General features: G+C 52.7%; 13 protein-coding genes. 12 read left to right on the top strand and 1 reads right to left on the bottom strand.

Annotated elements, in window-relative coordinates; genetic code table 11:
* The first annotated feature begins 82 nt into the window (after positions 1–82).
* From xdh to DWY84_RS01930, 12 genes are all read left to right on the top strand, one after another.
* Entirely contained in the window at positions 83–2,668 is a 2,586-nt protein-coding gene (xdh, locus tag DWY84_RS01985) for a selenium-dependent xanthine dehydrogenase (protein WP_118530388.1), read from the top strand.
* A 184-nt stretch (positions 2,669–2,852) separates the two neighbouring features.
* Complete coding sequence (dpaL, locus tag DWY84_RS01980) at positions 2,853–4,064, top strand: diaminopropionate ammonia-lyase (RefSeq protein WP_118530386.1); 1,212 nt, start codon at positions 2,853–2,855, stop codon at positions 4,062–4,064.
* Between the two features lie 52 nt (positions 4,065–4,116).
* Positions 4,117–5,493 (top strand): YgeY family selenium metabolism-linked hydrolase, encoded by a 1,377-nt coding sequence (locus tag DWY84_RS01975; protein ID WP_118530384.1) that lies wholly within the window; start codon positions 4,117–4,119, stop codon positions 5,491–5,493.
* Between the two features lie 95 nt (positions 5,494–5,588).
* Entirely contained in the window at positions 5,589–6,785 is a 1,197-nt protein-coding gene (ygeW, locus tag DWY84_RS01970; RefSeq protein WP_118530382.1) for a knotted carbamoyltransferase YgeW, read from the top strand.
* A gap of 203 nt (positions 6,786–6,988) precedes the next feature.
* Positions 6,989–7,930 (top strand): carbamate kinase, encoded by a 942-nt coding sequence (arcC, locus tag DWY84_RS01965; protein WP_118530380.1) that lies wholly within the window; start codon positions 6,989–6,991, stop codon positions 7,928–7,930.
* 85 nt (positions 7,931–8,015) lie between these two features.
* A complete protein-coding gene (gene hydA / locus DWY84_RS01960; RefSeq protein WP_118530378.1) occupies positions 8,016–9,404 on the top strand; it encodes a dihydropyrimidinase in 1,389 nt (462 codons plus the stop codon).
* 15 nt (positions 9,405–9,419) lie between these two features.
* Complete coding sequence (locus tag DWY84_RS01955) at positions 9,420–10,586, top strand: M20 family metallopeptidase (protein ID WP_118530376.1); 1,167 nt, start codon at positions 9,420–9,422, stop codon at positions 10,584–10,586.
* A 207-nt stretch (positions 10,587–10,793) separates the two neighbouring features.
* Positions 10,794–11,828 (top strand): selenide, water dikinase SelD, encoded by a 1,035-nt coding sequence (gene selD / locus DWY84_RS01950; protein WP_118530375.1) that lies wholly within the window; start codon positions 10,794–10,796, stop codon positions 11,826–11,828.
* Positions 11,829–11,914: 86 nt separating this feature from the next.
* The gene (gene yedF, locus DWY84_RS01945) at positions 11,915–12,523 is read left to right on the top strand and encodes a sulfurtransferase-like selenium metabolism protein YedF (protein WP_118530373.1); all 609 of its coding nucleotides are present in this window, start codon (positions 11,915–11,917) and stop codon (positions 12,521–12,523) included.
* Positions 12,520–13,665, top strand: a complete 1,146-nt coding sequence (locus DWY84_RS01940; RefSeq protein ID WP_118530372.1) for an aminotransferase class V-fold PLP-dependent enzyme — start codon at positions 12,520–12,522, stop codon at positions 13,663–13,665. Before yedF ends, DWY84_RS01940 begins: the two co-directional genes overlap by 4 nt.
* Before the next feature lies 1 nt (position 13,666).
* Positions 13,667–13,903 carry a DUF3343 domain-containing protein gene (locus DWY84_RS01935; RefSeq protein ID WP_118530371.1) on the top strand — a complete coding sequence of 79 codons (237 nt, stop codon included), beginning with the start codon at positions 13,667–13,669 and terminating at the stop codon, positions 13,901–13,903.
* Positions 13,873–15,150: a CapA family protein gene (locus DWY84_RS01930; protein ID WP_243024711.1), complete on the top strand. Its 1,278-nt coding sequence runs from the start codon at positions 13,873–13,875 to the stop codon at positions 15,148–15,150. Before DWY84_RS01935 ends, DWY84_RS01930 begins: the two co-directional genes overlap by 31 nt.
* Here DWY84_RS01930 and DWY84_RS01925 read toward each other — a convergent pair.
* On the bottom strand, positions 15,081–16,073 hold the full coding sequence (locus DWY84_RS01925; RefSeq protein WP_118530369.1) for a TIGR01212 family radical SAM protein: 993 nt from the start codon (positions 16,071–16,073) through the stop codon (positions 15,081–15,083). The two genes, DWY84_RS01930 and DWY84_RS01925, sit on opposite strands and share 70 nt — an antisense overlap.
* Positions 16,074–16,227 lie beyond the last annotated feature (154 nt).

Raw genomic sequence — 16,227 nt, 5'->3', positions numbered from 1 at the left:
TCGCGGCTCGCGGCGGCTTTAAGAAGTAAGTAAAATTGCTGTTTCCATATGAGCGGAACAGCGATGGATGAGGAGAAGGATAATGGGAGAAGTTTTTGAGTTTACAGTAAACGGTCAGGTGCAGCGCACCGAAGAGGACAAGCCGTTGCTCCGTTACCTGCGCGATGATCTGAAGCTGTATTCCGTAAAGGACGGCTGCAGTGAGGGTGCCTGCGGTACCTGCACCATCGTAGTAGACGGAAAGGCGATCAAGTCCTGTGTACTGACCACAAAAAGAGCCGTTGGCAGAAACATTCTGACCGTGGAGGGCTTAAGCGACGAGTGGAAGGACGCGTTCGTATATGCGTTCGGAGCAGTCGGAGCCGTTCAGTGTGGTTTCTGTATCCCGGGCATGGTGATGGCCGGAACGGCATTATTACAGAATAATTTAAATCCGACTGAGGAAGATGTAAAGTACGCGCTGCGCGGAAACATCTGCCGCTGTACCGGATACAAGAAGATCATTGAGGGAATCCTTCTGGTGGCAAAAATTCTTCGGGGAGAGGCTTCCGTAGATGAGGACCTGGAGAAGGGAGATGTTTACGGCGTTGGCCAGAGAGCATTCCGTGTAGATGTCCGCAAGAAGGTATTAGGCTTCGGCAAATACCCGGACGATATCGTGATGGATGATATGGTTTACGTTTCCGCAGTCCGCAGCAAATATCCGAGAGCCCGTGTCTTAAAGATTGACGCTTCCAAGGCAGAAGCACTGCCGGGTGTTCTGGGTGTCCTGACTGCAGCGGATGTTCCGAACAATAAGGTCGGGCATATTCAGCAGGACTGGGATGTTATGATCGCGGAAGGTGACACCACCCGCTGCCTCGGCGATGCCATCTGCCTGGTGGTTGCTGAGAATGAAAAGATTCTGGAACAGGCAAAGAAACTGGTGAAAATCGATTACGAGGAGCTGGAGCCGGTAAGAGGCATTGCGGACGCAAAGAGAGAGGATGCTCCGAAGGTGCATTCCAAAGGAAACCTCTGCCAGACCCGTCACGTTGTTCGCGGCGATGCAGCGAAAGCACTGGCAGAGTCCAAATATACCGTGACCAATTCCTTTACCACTCCGTTTACGGAGCATGCGTTTTTGGAGCCGGAGTGTGCTGTGGCATTTCCATATAAGGATGGCATCAAGATCTTAAGTACCGACCAGGGTGCTTTCGATACCAGAAAAGAGACCGCGATCATGTTTGGCTGGGAGCCGGAGCGTATCGTGGTGGAAAACCAGCTCATCGGCGGCGGTTTTGGTGGAAAAGAGGATGTTTCCGTACAGCATATTGCAGCATTGGCAGCCTGGAAGTATCAGGTTCCGGTCAAGGCAAAATTCAGCCGTCAGGAATCCTTATATTTCCATCCGAAGCGTCATGCGATGGAAGGAACCTTTACCCTGGGCTGTGATGAGAACGGTATCTTTACCGGTCTGGACTGTGAGATAAACTTCGATACCGGTGCTTACGCATCTCTTTGCGGACCGGTTCTGGAGCGTGCATGTACCCACTCTGTAGGACCGTACTGCTATCAGAACACCGATATCCGTGGTTACGGTTATTACACCAATAACCCGCCGGCTGGCGCGTTCCGTGGCTTCGGCGTATGCCAGAGTGAATTCGCGCTGGAATCTCTGATCAACGTACTGGCAGAGAAGGTGGGCATCACTCCGTGGGAGATCCGTTACCGCAATGCCATTGAGCCGGGCAAGGTGCTTCCGAACGGACAGATCGCAGACTGCTCCACTGCGCTGAAAGAGACACTGGAAGCCGTGAAGGATGTTTATGAACAGAATATGGATCATGCCGGAATTGCATGTTCCATGAAGAATGCCGGTGTCGGCGTAGGTCTTCCGGATAAGGGCCGCGCAAGACTGGTCATTGAAGATGGTGTCTGTGTGATCTACTGTGCGGCATCCGATATCGGACAGGGCTGTCTGACGGTATTCTGCCAGGCGGTATCCGAGACCACTGGACTCCCGCTTTCCAAGATCCGCAACGCAGTGGCAAATACCGAGAATGCACCGGACTCCGGTACGACATCCGGTTCCCGTCAGACCCTGCTTTCCGGCGAGGCGATCCGCGGGGCTTCCGCACTTTTGAAAGAGGCGATGGATGAGGTTGGCGGAGACTTAAGCAAACTGGAAGGCCGCGACTTCTTCTATGAGTACTTTGAGCCGACCGACAAGCTTGGCGCAGATGTACCGTTCCCGAAGAGCCATATCGCATACGGCTATGCAACCCATGTTGTTATCCTGGATAACGATGGCAAAGTCAAAGAGGTTTACGCAGCACATGATTCCGGCAAGGTTGTGAACCCGATCTCCATTCAGGGACAGATCGAGGGCGGCGTGCTCATGGGTATGGGCTATGCGCTGACCGAGGACTGGCCGTTAAAAGACTGCGTACCGCAGGTGAAGTACGGTACCCTGGGACTTCTCCGTTCCAACCAGATTCCGGACATTCATGCCATCTATGTAGAGAAGGATGAGCTCCTCGGTGTGGCATACGGCGCGAAGGGAATCGGCGAGATCGCGACCATCCCGACTGCACCGGCCATCCAGGGTGCTTACTATGCAATGGACAGAAAGTTCCGCACCTCCCTTCCGCTGGAGGATACGTTCTACAGAAAGAAGAAGGGTTAAGCAGCTTAATAATAAGAAAAAACAGATTTTCACACATTCTGGTTTCGTGATAGATAAACAAAATGAGAAAAAAATAAAAAAAAGTTTTGTACATACTTGACATAGAGCCAGAATGTGTTATGATATCTATAGAAGCAAACAAAAAGTTTGAAGAAATACAAAAAGTTTGTTAGGAGAAGAGAAAATGGAGAAAATTCTTTGGGCATTGAACAAGATGCCGAAAAGCGAAGACAAGTGTCTGCCGGTTATGAGCATTGAGAACATCAAACAGGCACGCGAGTTCCACAAGAGCTTCCCGCAGTATTCCATCACCCCGCTTGCAAAGCTGGACGGTATGGCTGAGGGCCTTGGCCTTGGCGGCCTGTTCGTAAAAGATGAGAGCTATCGTTTCGGCCTCAACGCATTCAAGGTGCTGGGCGGTTCTTTCGCAATGGCACGTTACATCGCTAGTGAGATGGGACGTGATGTGTCCGAGATGACATACGATTACCTGACCAGCGAGAAATTCCGTGAGGAGTTCGGTCAGGCAACCTTCTTTACCGCAACTGACGGTAACCACGGCAGAGGCGTTGCATGGGCAGCAAACAAGCTGGGCCAGAAAGCCGTTGTACATATGCCGAAGGGCAGCACCAAGACTCGTTTCGATAACATCGCAAAAGAGGGTGCAAAAGTTACCATCGAGGAAGTTAACTACGATGACTGCGTGCGTATGGCAGCAGCTGAGGCTGAGGCAACCCCGCACGGCGTAGTAGTTCAGGATACCGCATGGGAAGGCTACGAGGAGATTCCGGCATGGATCATGCAGGGCTACGGAAGCATGGCTGGCGAGGCTGCTGAGCAGTTACGCGAGGTTTCTGTGAACCGCCCGACCCACGTATTCGTACAGGCTGGTGTAGGAAGCCTTGCAGGCGCAGTAGTTGGTTACTTCACCAACCTGTATCCGGAGAACCCGCCGAAATTCGTTGTTATGGAAGCTGGCGCTGCAGCCTGCCTGTATAAGGGCGCTGTTGCAGGAGATGGTGATCCGCGTATCGTTGGTGGTGATCTTCAGACTATCATGGCCGGTCTTGCATGCGGCGAGCCGAACATCATTGGCTGGGATATCTTAAGAAACCACGTATCCGCATTTGTTTCCTGCCCGGACTGGGTAGCAGCAAAGGGCATGAGAATGCTGGCAGCTCCGGTTAAGGGCGATCCGAAGGTGATTTCCGGTGAGTCTGGAGCAGTTGGTATGGGTGTGATCTCCACCATCATGGAGAATGATGAATACAAAGAGCTGCGTGACGCTTTAGAGCTGAACCGCGACAGTAAGGTTCTGATGTTCTCCACCGAGGGTGACACCGATCCGGACAAGTACAAAAAGATCGTCTGGGGCGGCGAGTATCCGACCGTTTAATTTCATAAGAACCAAATTAACAAGAACATATATAATCCAGGAGGGTAAAAAAATGGGACTTGATTTTGACAAAATCAAACAGGCAGCAGAGGGTTATCGCGCAGATATGACTGCGTTCTTAAGAGCAATGATCTCTCATCCGAGCGAGAGCTGCGAGGAGAAAGAGGTAGTAGCATGCATCAAAGCTGAGATGGAGAAGTTAAACTTCGATAAAGTAGAGGTTGACGGTCTTGGTAACGTAATCGGCTGGATGGGCGAAGGCGATAAGATCATCGCTATCGATTCCCATATCGATACTGTAGGTATCGGTAACATCAACAACTGGGAAGCAGATCCGTACGAGGGCTATGAGACTGACGAGATCATCTACGGCCGCGGCGGTTCCGACCAGGAAGGCGGTATGGCAAGTGCTGTTTACGGCGCAAAGATCATGAAAGACCTGAACCTCATTCCGGAGGGCTACAAGATCATGATCGTTGGTTCCGTACAGGAAGAGGACTGCGATGGTATGTGCTGGCAGTACATCTACAACAAAGACAAAATTGTTCCGGAGTTCGTAATCTCTACCGAGCCGACCGATGGTGGTATCTACCGTGGACATCGCGGACGTATGGAAATCCGTGTAGACGTTAAGGGCGTTTCCTGCCATGGTTCCGCACCGGAGCGTGGTTCCAACGCTATCTACAAGATGGCTGACATCATTGCTGATGTTCGTTCCCTGAACAACAACGGCTGTGACGAAGACACTGACATCAAGGGGCTTGTTAAGATGCTGAGCCCGAAATACAACCCGGAGCACTACGAGGACGCTCAGTTCCTTGGAAGAGGTACCTGCACCGTTTCTCAGATCTTCTACACCTCTCCGAGCCGCTGTGCAGTAGCAGATAGCTGCGCAATCTCCATCGACCGTCGTATGACCGCAGGTGAGACCTGGGATTCCTGTCTGGACGAGATCCGTCAGCTGCCGAGCGTTCAGAAGTATGGCGATGACGTTAAGGTTTCCATGTATATGTACGACCGTCCGTCATGGACCGGTGAAGTATACGAGACCGAGTGCTACTTCCCGACCTGGATCAACAAAGAGAACGCAGCTCATGTACAGGCTCTGTACGATGCACACGTAGCTCTGTTTGGCGATCATCGTATGGGACCGGACTCCACCAAAGAGCTTCGTAACCGTCCGCTGATCGATAAGTGGACCTTCTCCACCAACGGTGTTGCTATCCAGGGCCGTTACGGTATTCCGTGCGTAGGCTTTGGCCCGGGTGCTGAGAGCCAGGCTCACGCTCCGAACGAGATCACCTACAAAGATGACCTTGTAAGATGCGCAGCTATGTATGTAGCAGCAGCAAATCTGTACGACGGTTCCAAGAAGACAGATGATATTTCCCAGTTCCGCGCAGGCAAGACCAACAACGACATCAAATAATCATCAGACAATATTTCAGTAGCCGGCAGATCAGCGCGGTGAGCGCTGGTCTGCATCAAAAATAATAATTTCTTATATGAAAGAAGGAGATCAACATGGATAAAGTATTACAGGGTTACATTGACAAACTGAACAAACTGAACTTCAAAGATATGTACGAGGGCGATTTCTTCCTGACCTGGGAGAAAACCGATGACGAGATCGAGGCTGTTTTCACCGTAGCTGATGCTCTGCGTTACATGAGAGAGCATAACATCTCCACCAAGGTATTCGAGTCCGGCCTGGGCATCTCCCTGTTCCGTGATAACTCTACCCGTACCCGTTTCTCTTTTGCATCTGCTTGTAACCTGCTTGGTCTTGAGGTTCAGGATCTTGACGAGGGCAAGAGCCAGATCGCTCATGGTGAGACCGTTCGTGAGACCGCTAACATGATCTCTTTCATGGCTGACGTTATCGGTATCCGTGATGATATGTACATTGGCAAAGGTAACAAGTACATGCACGACGTAGTAGACGCTGTAACCGAGGGACACAAGGACGGCGTTCTGGAGCAGAAACCTACTCTGGTTAACTTACAGTGTGATATCGACCATCCGACCCAGTGTATGGCTGATATGCTTCACATCATCAACACCTTCGGCGGCGTTGAGAACTTAAAGGGTAAGAAAGTAGCTATGACCTGGGCTTACTCCCCGAGCTACGGCAAACCGCTTTCCGTACCGCAGGGTGTTATCGGCCTGATGACCAGATTCGGTATGGACGTTGTTCTGGCACATCCGGAAGGATACGAGGTAATGCCGGAGGTTGAGGAAGTAGCTAAGAAGAACGCTGAGAAGACCGGCGGCAGCTTCACCAAGACCAATTCCATGGCAGAGGCATTCAAGGATGCTGATATCGTATATCCGAAGAGCTGGGCTCCGTTCGCAGCTATGGAGAAGAGAACCAACCTGTACGCTGAGGGCGATACCGACGGCATCAAGGCTCTGGAGAAAGAGTTGCTTGCCCAGAACGCAGAGCACAAAGACTGGTGCTGCACCGAAGAGTTAATGTCCACCACCAAGGATGGCAAGGCTCTGTACCTGCATTGCTTACCGGCTGATATCAACGATGTATCCTGCAAGGACGGCGAGGTTGAGGCTACCGTATTCGATCGTTATCGTACTCCTCTGTACAAAGAGGCTAGCTACAAGCCGTACATCATCGCAGCTATGATCCTGCTTGCAAAACAGCAGTGCCCGCAGGAGACTCTGGCTAAGCTGGCTGAGAAAGCAACCGAGAGACATATGGCATAATTTGCCTGTTGTCAGAATAATCTGGTAAATTGGGAAATCCCTTTTTATACAACAACCTGCTCAACAAAAGCGGTGGCAGTCCTTAAACGGACTGCCATCACTGCTTCAAAAAGAAAAATGAAAATAGTCCGCGGGGGAAAATCGCAGATCCGGTTTGCACAAGGTGCGAACAGCAGCGAAAGGCGGACATAGGAGATATTGTTATGGGAAAAAGAATTGTAATCGCCCTTGGCGGTAATGCATTGGGAAATAATCTGCCGGAGCAGATGATCGCGGTGAAGAAAACTGCTTCCGCAATCGTAGATCTGATCGAGGCCGGCAACGAAGTTGTAATCGCACACGGAAATGGACCGCAGGTAGGCATGATCCAGAACGCAATGTCTGAGCTGACCCGTTCCAATCCGGAAAAATACATTCCGTGTCCGCTGTCTGTATGCGTGGCTATGAGTCAGGGCTACATCGGATACGATCTGCAGAATGCGCTGCGTGAGGAAATGCTGGATCGCGGTATTAATACCGGATGCACCACCATTCTGACACAGGTAGAGGTAGATGCGAATGATCCTGCTTTCGAAAATCCGACAAAGCCGATCGGCGCATTTATGACAAAGGAAGAGGCAGACAAGCTGGTCAAAGAGAAAGGATATAAGGTTGTTGAGGACGCAGGACGTGGTTACCGCCGTGTTGTTGCTTCTCCGAAGCCGAAGTCCATCATCGAGATCGACACCATCCGCAGCCTGGTCGAGAATGATTATGTCGTTGTTGCATGTGGCGGCGGCGGTATCCCGGTATTCGTAAGCGGAGGCCATCACTTAAAGGGTGCCGCAGCGGTAATCGATAAAGATTTCGCAGCAGAGAAGCTGGCAGAACAGTTAGACGCAGACTGCCTGATCATTTTAACCGCAGTCGAGAAGGTTGCTGTTCACTTCGGCAAACCGGATCAGGAGTGGCTGTCCGAGCTTACCCCGGAGACTGCACAGAAGTATATCGAGGCTGGCGAGTTCGCACCGGGCTCCATGCTTCCGAAGGTACAGGCAGCAGTTGCTTTCGCAGAGTCCGCACCGGGCCGTGAGTCCTTAATTACCCTGCTTGAGAAAGCAAAAGATGGTATCAACGGATTAACCGGTACCAGAATTCATCAGTAAGTGAATATTGAAAATAAGATAAGCGCAGGAAAATGGCTTTGCCATTTTCCTGCGCTTAAAACCATATATAGGAGAATTTCAATCTATGAAGAAATTAGTAAAAAACGGAATGCTCTGTACCGAGAGCGGCGTATATGAAGCAGATCTCTTAATCGAAGGTGGCGTAATCCGTGAGATCGGAACCGGACTGTCCGACGCTGAGGCTGAAGTGGTAGAGGCGAAAGGAAAGTATGTTCTGCCGGGCGCTGTGGATATCCACACCCACATGGATCTGGATGTGGGCATTGCCCGCGTCATTGACGATTTTTACACCGGAACTATTGCGGCTGCCTGCGGCGGCACTACCTCCATTGTGGATCATATGGCCTTTGGACCGAAGGATTGCAGCCTGTGGCACCAGGTTAAGGAATATCACAGGCTGGCGGATGGAAATGCCGTGGTAGATTATGGTTTTCACGGTGTGTTCCAGCATGTGAACCCGCAGGTTCTGGAAGAGATGGGAGAGATTGCAAAGGAAGAGGGAATCACCAGCTTTAAGGTATATATGACCTATGGTTATGGCCTTGGTGACGGTGAACTGATGCAGATCCTGACCCAGGCCAGGAAAGATGGCATCCTCATTGCATCCCACTGTGAGAATGACGGTATTGTCAACTACTGGCGTGACAAGTTTGTGAAAGAGGGCCACGCCCAGGCGAAGTATCACCCGATCAGCCGTCCGGCCGAGGCTGAGGCAGAAGCCGTGAACCGTTTCCTGTATCTGGCCGAGTCCGCAGGAGAGGCACCGGTTTATGTGGTACATTTATCCAGTAAGCAGGGCCTGATGGAGGTACGCCGCGCGAAACGCCGTGGTCAGAAGCATTTTGGCGTGGAGACCTGCCCGCAGTACCTGTTTATGACAGATGACCGCTACGCAGACGATCAGGAGGGCTTAAAGGCCATTATGGCACCGCCGCTTCGAAAGAAGGATGATAACGAAGCACTCTGGCAGGCCCTGGAGAACGGAGAGCTGGATGCAGTCGCAACCGATCATTGTCCATTCACCTTCGCAAAGCAGAAACAGCAGGGCGCGAAAGACTTTACCCAGTGCCCGAGCGGAGCGCCGGGCGTGGAGGAGCGCCTGCCGCTTATGTTCTCTGAGGCGGTGAAGGGAGAGCATCTGACCATTCCGCAGGTGGTACATTACCTGTGCACAAACCCGGCAAAGATCGCCGGACTGTATCCGAAGAAGGGAACAATCCAGACCGGTTCCGATGCAGACCTTGTACTCATTGACCCGAAGAAGGAATGGACCATCACCACAGAGAAGATGCATGGAAACGCGGATTACACCTGCTACGAGGGTACGAAGGTGACCGGTGCCATTGAGAAGGTATTCCTGCGCGGTCAGGAAATTGTTACTGACGGAAACTTTGTCGGAACCCGGGGAGAAGGACAGTATCTGAAGAGAGGAAAGAGCTCTTTAGCAGAGTAATAGGAGGCAGGGAACATGCAGAATACGGATGCAGTGGTATGGACAAAGAAATTAGTTGGCATTGAGAGCACAAATCCGGGAAAAGAAGAGCATGAGATTGCCGGATTTCTGGAGCAGGAGATAAAAGCGGCACTCCCGGAGTGCGGCGAACTGAAAAAAGATTACACAAAGGAGGGACGCCCGATCCTGATGGCAGTCCTTCCGGGTGAAACAAAAGAAGAACTGGTGTTTATCTGTCACATGGATACGGTTCCGATCGCCGGAGGCTGGACAAAGAATCCGCTGGGTGAGGACGGGGAGAACGGCCGTTTCTTCGGACGCGGTTCCTGTGACATGAAATCCGGGCTGGCCTCTGCTCTGTGCGCGTTTCTGGAAGTGGCAGCACAGATGAAGGAGACTGGCAAGGCTCCAAAGCGAACCTTAAAGTGGATTGGAACCTGTGATGAAGAGGGAGACATGACCGGTGTTGAGCGGGTGATCGAGCTTGGCTGGGTGATGAAAGACAGCCTGGTGATGGATACGGAACCGACCGACGGTGAAATTCAGACTGCCCACAAGGGGCGCTACTGGTTTGAAGTAACCATGCACGGAAAGGCAGCCCATGCCAGCCGTCCGGAACAGGGCATGGATGCCATTGCCGGTATGGCTTATATGCTGGCATCTGCCCGCAATCGCATGAAGGAACTGAAGGAAGATGCGTTTCTCGGCAAGTCCACCATCGTGTTTGGGGAAATCCAGGGCGGTATTCATCCGTATCAGGTACCGGCAGAGTGCAAGGTATCGGTAGATATGCGCGTAGTTCCACCGTATCATATTGAAGATGTGAAGGCACTGCTGGAGGCAGCAGCGGAGGATGCGGGAAAGGAGATTCCTGGCCTGAAAGCCGAGATTCAGATTACTGGCAACCGTCCGCCGATTGCCCATCATGAGGATGCCGAGATGCTGGCGCGCGTCAAGGCGGCCGTAGCGCAGGCAACCGGAAAAGAACCGGTGGTTGCCGCATTCCCGGGTTACACCGATACGGCTGTGATTGCCGGAACTACCGGAAACTGCAACTGTCTTTCCTATGGACCAGGCACCCTGGCCATGGCCCACAAAGCAGACGAGTATGTGGATGAGGCGGACATCCGCCGCTGCCAGAAGGTGTATGAGACGCTGCTGGAAGAATGGCTGTGGAAGTAATGGAGCAGCGAGCGCATTGTCTGGCACAAAAATAGAAAAGGTAGTCCTGCCTGAAGATTTTGGAAGACGGGGCTGCTTTTTACGATATCTGGACGGAGCAGGGTGTTTGTGCTATGATAAGAGAAGTTATACGGCTTGTTTGCAGACAGGCATTTTCTGCTGGGGAATGTCTGTGGGAACAGGCCAGGTTTCAGGAAAGGAGCAGTTATGGCAGGAGGTTTATTTTGCAGCAGCGGCGGCTGCACAGCAAAGCTGGGCCCGGATATTCTGGAGCGGGTGTTAAGCCGGATCGAGCGCGGCGCGGCAGATCCGAATCTGCTGGTGGGGTTTGACAGCAGCGATGACGCGGCAGTTTACCGCATCAGCGATGACGTGGCCGTGGTGCAGACACTGGATTTCTTCCCGCCGATGCTGGAGGACCCGTACGTGTTTGGCCAGATTGCGGCAACGAACGCGCTGAGTGATGTGTACGCCATGGGGGGCGAGGTTATCAGTGCGCTGAATATTGTTTGTTTTCCCCAGGATGAGGACCTGAATGTTCTCGGTGAGATCATGCGGGGCGGTTCGGAAAAGGTGGTGGAGGCCGGAGCGGTACTCTGCGGCGGTCATTCCATCAACGACAGGGATGTGAAATACGGGCTTTCTGTAAATGGTGTGGTGCATCCGGACCGGATCTATAAAAATAATGGCGGTCAGGCAGGAGATGTACTGGTTCTGACCAAGAAGCTGGGGGTCGGCATCATGAATACCGCAAACCGGGTGGGAGCGGCTTCGAAAGAGGCCATGGCGGAAGCCATCACATCCATGACCACGTTAAACAAGTACGCGGCGGCTATCTCCAAAAAGTATACGGTGCATGCCTGTACCGATGTGACCGGATTCAGCTTTTTAGGCCATCTTCATGAGATGCTGGATAAGCGTTTCTGGGCGGTGGTGGATACGCTGAGTATTCCGTACATCAAAGAGGCCTACACCCATGCGGAAAACTTCATGATCACGGCAGCCGGACAGCGCAACCGCAACCATGTTGGAGCATTTGTGGATTTTAAGGGGGTTCCGTTCCCACTGGAAGAGATTTTATTTGATCCGCAGACCTCGGGCGGCCTGCTGTTTGCAGTGCCCCAGGAGGATGGAAACGCATTCCTGCAGGAATTAAAAGAGGCCGGGCTTCCGGCGCAGATTGTGGGACGGCTGATTCAGCCGGAGGATGCAGGATTCAGGAAGGAAATCACAGTGCTGTAAAAACTGTGATGATAAAAAACATGACGGCAATGATTTTTGGAACTTTCAGGGCATGCCGATAGAATAAGAGAAGAGAGGAAACTTGTATGACAACAGTTGACGCAAGAGGCGAGATCTGCCCGATCCCGTTAATTAAGGCAAAAGAGGCAATCAAAAATTTAAATGGCGCAGGTGACGTGGAGGTTCTTGTAGATAACGAGATCGCAGTCCAGAACCTGGAGAAGATGGCAGGACAGATGGGATATGGCGTGGAGTCCTCCAAAGAGGAGGAGAAGATCTGGAAGGTGGTTCTTCATGTGAGCGGTCAGGAGAAATCCGCAGAGGAAATTCCGGCGGATCAGTGCCTGGTTCCGGCAAAAAAGAAAACGGTCGTTGCGGTTACCGCAGATCATATGGGCGAGGGCAACGAGGAGCTTGGCAAGGTGCTGATCAAGGGATTTTTATTTGCCCAGACCCAGCTGGAAAACCTGCCGGATACCATTTTATTCTACAATGGCGGCGCAAAGCTGACCTGCGAAGGTTCTGATTCCATCGAGGATTTAAAAAAACTGGAGGAGGCAGGCGTGCAAATTTTGACCTGCGGCACCTGCTTAAACTATTACGGACTGACTGAGAAATTGAAAGTCGGCGGTGTGACCAATATGTATGTGATTGCCCAGACCATGGCCGAAGCGGACCTGGTTGTACGGCCATGATCTATCTGGACAATGCGGCTACCTCTCTGCATAAGCCGGAGACGGTGGCCGCTGCCGTTTATCAGACTCTGGTGTCCGGCAGCGTAGGCAACGCGGCGAGGGGAAGCAATGAGGCGTCTTTGCAGGCCCTGCGCCTGGCGGTGGAGACCCGGGGCCTTCTGGGAGAACTGTTTGGCTATCCACATCCGAACCAGGCGGCGTTTTCCATGAATGCCACAGACAGCCTGAATATGGCAATTCAGGGCCTGTTTGAGCCGGGGGACCATGTGATCACCACGCAGATGGAACACAATTCTGTGCTGCGCCCTCTGTACCGGAAAGAAAAAGAGGGGGTGGATCTCACGATCATCCCCTGCGATGAAAAAGGAAGAATGTGCCTGGATGTGCTGGCGGGCAGTATGCGGCCGGATACCAAAGCCCTGGTCTGCACCCATGCGTCAAATCTGACCGGTAATGTCAATGATCTGGAAAAGCTGGGGGCTCTGTGCCAGGAAAACGGAACACTGTTCGTGGTGGATGCAGCTCAGACAGCAGGTCTTCTGCCGATTGATATGGAACGGATGCACATTGATGTGCTGTGTTTTTCTGGTCATAAAGGTCTTTTAGGCCCCCAGGGCATGGGCGGCATCTGTGTACGCGAGGGCGTGAAGATGAAGCCGTTTCGTGTGGGCGGCACGGGAATCCGTACCTTTGATAAAGAACAGCCGGATGAAATGCCGACCCTGTTGGAAGCAGGAACCTTAAATATGCCGGGCATTGCGGGACTTCGGGCCGGAGTGGAATACATTCTGGAGAAGGGAACCGATGTCATCTGGCAGCAGGCAGATGCGTACGCGAGAGCTTTCTATGAGGGTGTAAAACATCTGCCTGGAGTCCGGCTGTACGGTGATTTCGATGCGGATGTCCGGACTCCGGTGGTGACACTGAACCTGAAAGATTATGACTCTGCGGCAGTAGCGGATGAGCTGATGCAGCGCTTTGATATTGCGGTTCGCTCCGGCGGCCACTGTGCGCCGCAGATGCATCAGGCCCTTGGAACCGGAAAGCAGGGCGCCGTTCGCTTCAGCTTTTCTCACTTTAATACCATGGATGAAGTGCAGGAGGCCGTAAAAGCCATGCGGATCCTGGCCTGGGAGGGATAAGATGTTAAAAAAAGAACTTCGTCTGATCATCACATTCCGGGATACGGTCATGGCCATTCGTATGGAGAAGGCCATGAAGGAAGCCGGGCTTCCCGGCCGCATCATCCCGCTTCCCAGCGCCATCTCCGCAGGCTGCGGCCTGTGCTTTATGGCACCGTTAGAAGCGCGGGAAGTGCTGGAACAGGAAATGAAAAGGCAGGATATTACATGGGAATTGATCACAGAATTAATGCTGTAACCATGGCGGCAGCGCTGCTTTGTGCGGTGCTGCTCGGCGGCTGCAGTTATGGATCGTATGAGAAGATTACGGCTGCGGAGACAACCGTGCAGCAGGCAGAAAATGCAGAAGGAAATCTGGAGGCAGAACGGATCGGAGAGGCTGATGCAGGAACCGGGATCATTCTGGAAACCGAAGATCAGAATGCGGGAGATTTTCTGAGAAATGACGGAGAGTCTGGTCAGAATCCAGAGGGAGAAAATTCGGACGAGGCAGAGGCTTCAGATGACGCGGCAAATTCAGTCAATTCGAATGCAGCGGCAGATTCCATGACCATCCTGTTCTCCGGCGATGTGCTCCTGTCGGACCACGTCTTAAACGCCTACAGCCGCGCAGGCGGAATCTCCGGTGTGCTGGATTCGGGATATTTAAGTGCGATCCAGTCTGCCGACTATTTCGCGGTCAACGAGGAGTTCCCCTTCAGCAGCCGCGGCACCCAGGCGGCGGATAAGCAGTATACCTTCCGCCTGGCACCGGAGAAGGTTTCCATGTTCAAAGAGATGGGGATTGACGCAGTGACGCTGGCGAATAACCATGCCCTGGATTACGGCACAGATGCGCTGTTAGATACCTGTGAGGTCCTGGACAGCGCCGGTATTCTGCATACCGGTGCCGGAAAGAATCTGGATGAAGCGAAACAGCCGGTGGTGTTTGAGAAAAACGGACAGCGGGTGGCCCTCATCGGGGCAACCCGGGTGATCCCGCAGGCAGACTGGGCGGCCACGAATGGTCATCCGGGCATGCTGTCCTCCTATGAGGTTTCCGTAGAGCCGCTGCTTGCGCAGATTGCGGAGTGTCACGCAGCAGGAGACAAGGTGGTGGTTTTGATCCACTGGGGCATTGAACGGGAAGAAAAACCGCAGGAGTATCAGCGGGCACTGGCAAAGCGCTATATTGATGCCGGAGCGGACCTGGTGATCGGAAGCCATCCCCATGTGCTGCAGGGCATCGAATATTATAAGGGAAAGCCGATCTTCTACAGCCTGGGCAATTTCGTGTTTGGAAGTTCCATTCCGAAAACCATGCTGGTGCAGGCTGAATTTTCCAATGATAGCCTGGACTTAAAGCTGATTCCGGGAACCTCCTCAGGTGGTTATACCCGCACCTTAACCGATGCGGATGCGAAAACACAGTTTTATCAGTATTTGGAGGGAATCTCCTTTGGGGTTTCTGTGGGAGCAGACGGCACCGTCAGCCCGCAGCCCTGAGTTATGCCTCGTTCTTGGAAGCGCCTGGTGAGCGAATTGAGCACCAGGCGCTTATTTGCGCTCCAGAGCGGCGCAATCAGAAGACGCTTCGGCCCGTCTCCGGTGATCCGGTGGATAACAAGCTCCGGCGGCAGCAGGGACACGCAGTCAATGACCAGATCCAGGTATTCCTCCAGGGTCATAACGGGAAATGGATGCTGTTCGTAAACCGTTGCCAGATCGGTGCCCTTCAATACATGGAGAAGCTGCAGCTTGATACCCTGGATATTCTGTGCAGCCAGATAGCGTACAGTCTCCAACATCTTTTCACGGTTTTCGCCTGGAAGTCCCAGAATGACATGGACAATGGTCTCCAGATTCCGTGCCCGGAGCCGTGCCATAGCATCGGTGAAGGTGGAGAGGGGGTAGCCGCGGCGGATGAAGGAGGCGGTATCCTCGTGAATGGTCTGCAGCCCCAGCTCAATCCAGACCGGCTTTTCCCGGTTTAAGCGGGAACACAGATCCAGCACCTCATCCGGCAGGCAGTCCGGGCGCGTGCCAATGGACAGTGCCACAACCTTGGGATGACAGATGGCGGCGCTGAACAGTGTTTCCAGGTAAGGGAGCGGCGCGTAGGTGTTGGTGTAGGACTGGAAGTAGGCAATGTAGGCATCCGGCGCGGAGCCCATTTTGCCTTTGATGCGGGAGATGGCCTCTTCAATCTGGTTGTTGACGGCGGTGGTAATAGAGATATCTGCATCCAGCGGCGCGGCAAAATCCCCGGACCCGCCTTCACTGCAAAAGATACAGCCGCGCGTCCCCAGGGTTCCGTCCCGGTTGGGACATGTCATCCGTCCGTCCAGGGCAATCTTGTAGACCTTCTGCCCGAAGCGGGATTTCAGTTCAAAGTCCAGGGAGTGATAAGGTTTGCCGTTCCAGTTCATATGTGTGTTTCCTTTCCTGTCCGGGAATACCGGATTCCTTTTCCATTCAGTATACCATAGATGACCGGGATACGCTTTGCCAGTTTGCCAGTTTGCCTGTTTGCCGCGAAAAAGACCCCGCAGCGTAAAAAAATGCAGACAGGTGAAAGAATAT

The organism is Clostridium sp. AF27-2AA (genome assembly GCF_003478505.1).
Lineage (GTDB): Bacteria > Bacillota > Clostridia > Lachnospirales > Lachnospiraceae > Brotaphodocola.
The sequence above is the reverse complement of the archived record's forward strand: the minus strand, read 5'-3'. Positions and strand labels throughout refer to the sequence as shown.

What these genes read in the sequence shown, in the direction of transcription:
- DWY84_RS01940 (WP_118530372.1), top strand. Translation starts at nt 12,520, where the DNA reads ATGATCTATCTGGACAATGCGGCTACCTCTCTGCATAAGCCGGAGACG.
- xdh (WP_118530388.1), top strand. Translation starts at nt 83, where the DNA reads ATGGGAGAAGTTTTTGAGTTTACAGTAAACGGTCAGGTGCAGCGCACC.
- yedF (WP_118530373.1), top strand. Translation starts at nt 11,915, where the DNA reads ATGACAACAGTTGACGCAAGAGGCGAGATCTGCCCGATCCCGTTAATT.
- hydA (WP_118530378.1), top strand. Translation starts at nt 8,016, where the DNA reads ATGAAGAAATTAGTAAAAAACGGAATGCTCTGTACCGAGAGCGGCGTA.
- DWY84_RS01925 (WP_118530369.1), bottom strand. Translation starts at nt 16,073, where the DNA reads ATGAACTGGAACGGCAAACCTTATCACTCCCTGGACTTTGAACTGAAA.
- ygeW (WP_118530382.1), top strand. Translation starts at nt 5,589, where the DNA reads ATGGATAAAGTATTACAGGGTTACATTGACAAACTGAACAAACTGAAC.
- arcC (WP_118530380.1), top strand. Translation starts at nt 6,989, where the DNA reads ATGGGAAAAAGAATTGTAATCGCCCTTGGCGGTAATGCATTGGGAAAT.
- DWY84_RS01955 (WP_118530376.1), top strand. Translation starts at nt 9,420, where the DNA reads ATGCAGAATACGGATGCAGTGGTATGGACAAAGAAATTAGTTGGCATT.
- dpaL (WP_118530386.1), top strand. Translation starts at nt 2,853, where the DNA reads ATGGAGAAAATTCTTTGGGCATTGAACAAGATGCCGAAAAGCGAAGAC.
- selD (WP_118530375.1), top strand. Translation starts at nt 10,794, where the DNA reads ATGGCAGGAGGTTTATTTTGCAGCAGCGGCGGCTGCACAGCAAAGCTG.
- DWY84_RS01935 (WP_118530371.1), top strand. Translation starts at nt 13,667, where the DNA reads ATGTTAAAAAAAGAACTTCGTCTGATCATCACATTCCGGGATACGGTC.
- DWY84_RS01975 (WP_118530384.1), top strand. Translation starts at nt 4,117, where the DNA reads ATGGGACTTGATTTTGACAAAATCAAACAGGCAGCAGAGGGTTATCGC.
- DWY84_RS01930 (WP_243024711.1), top strand. Translation starts at nt 13,873, where the DNA reads ATGGGAATTGATCACAGAATTAATGCTGTAACCATGGCGGCAGCGCTG.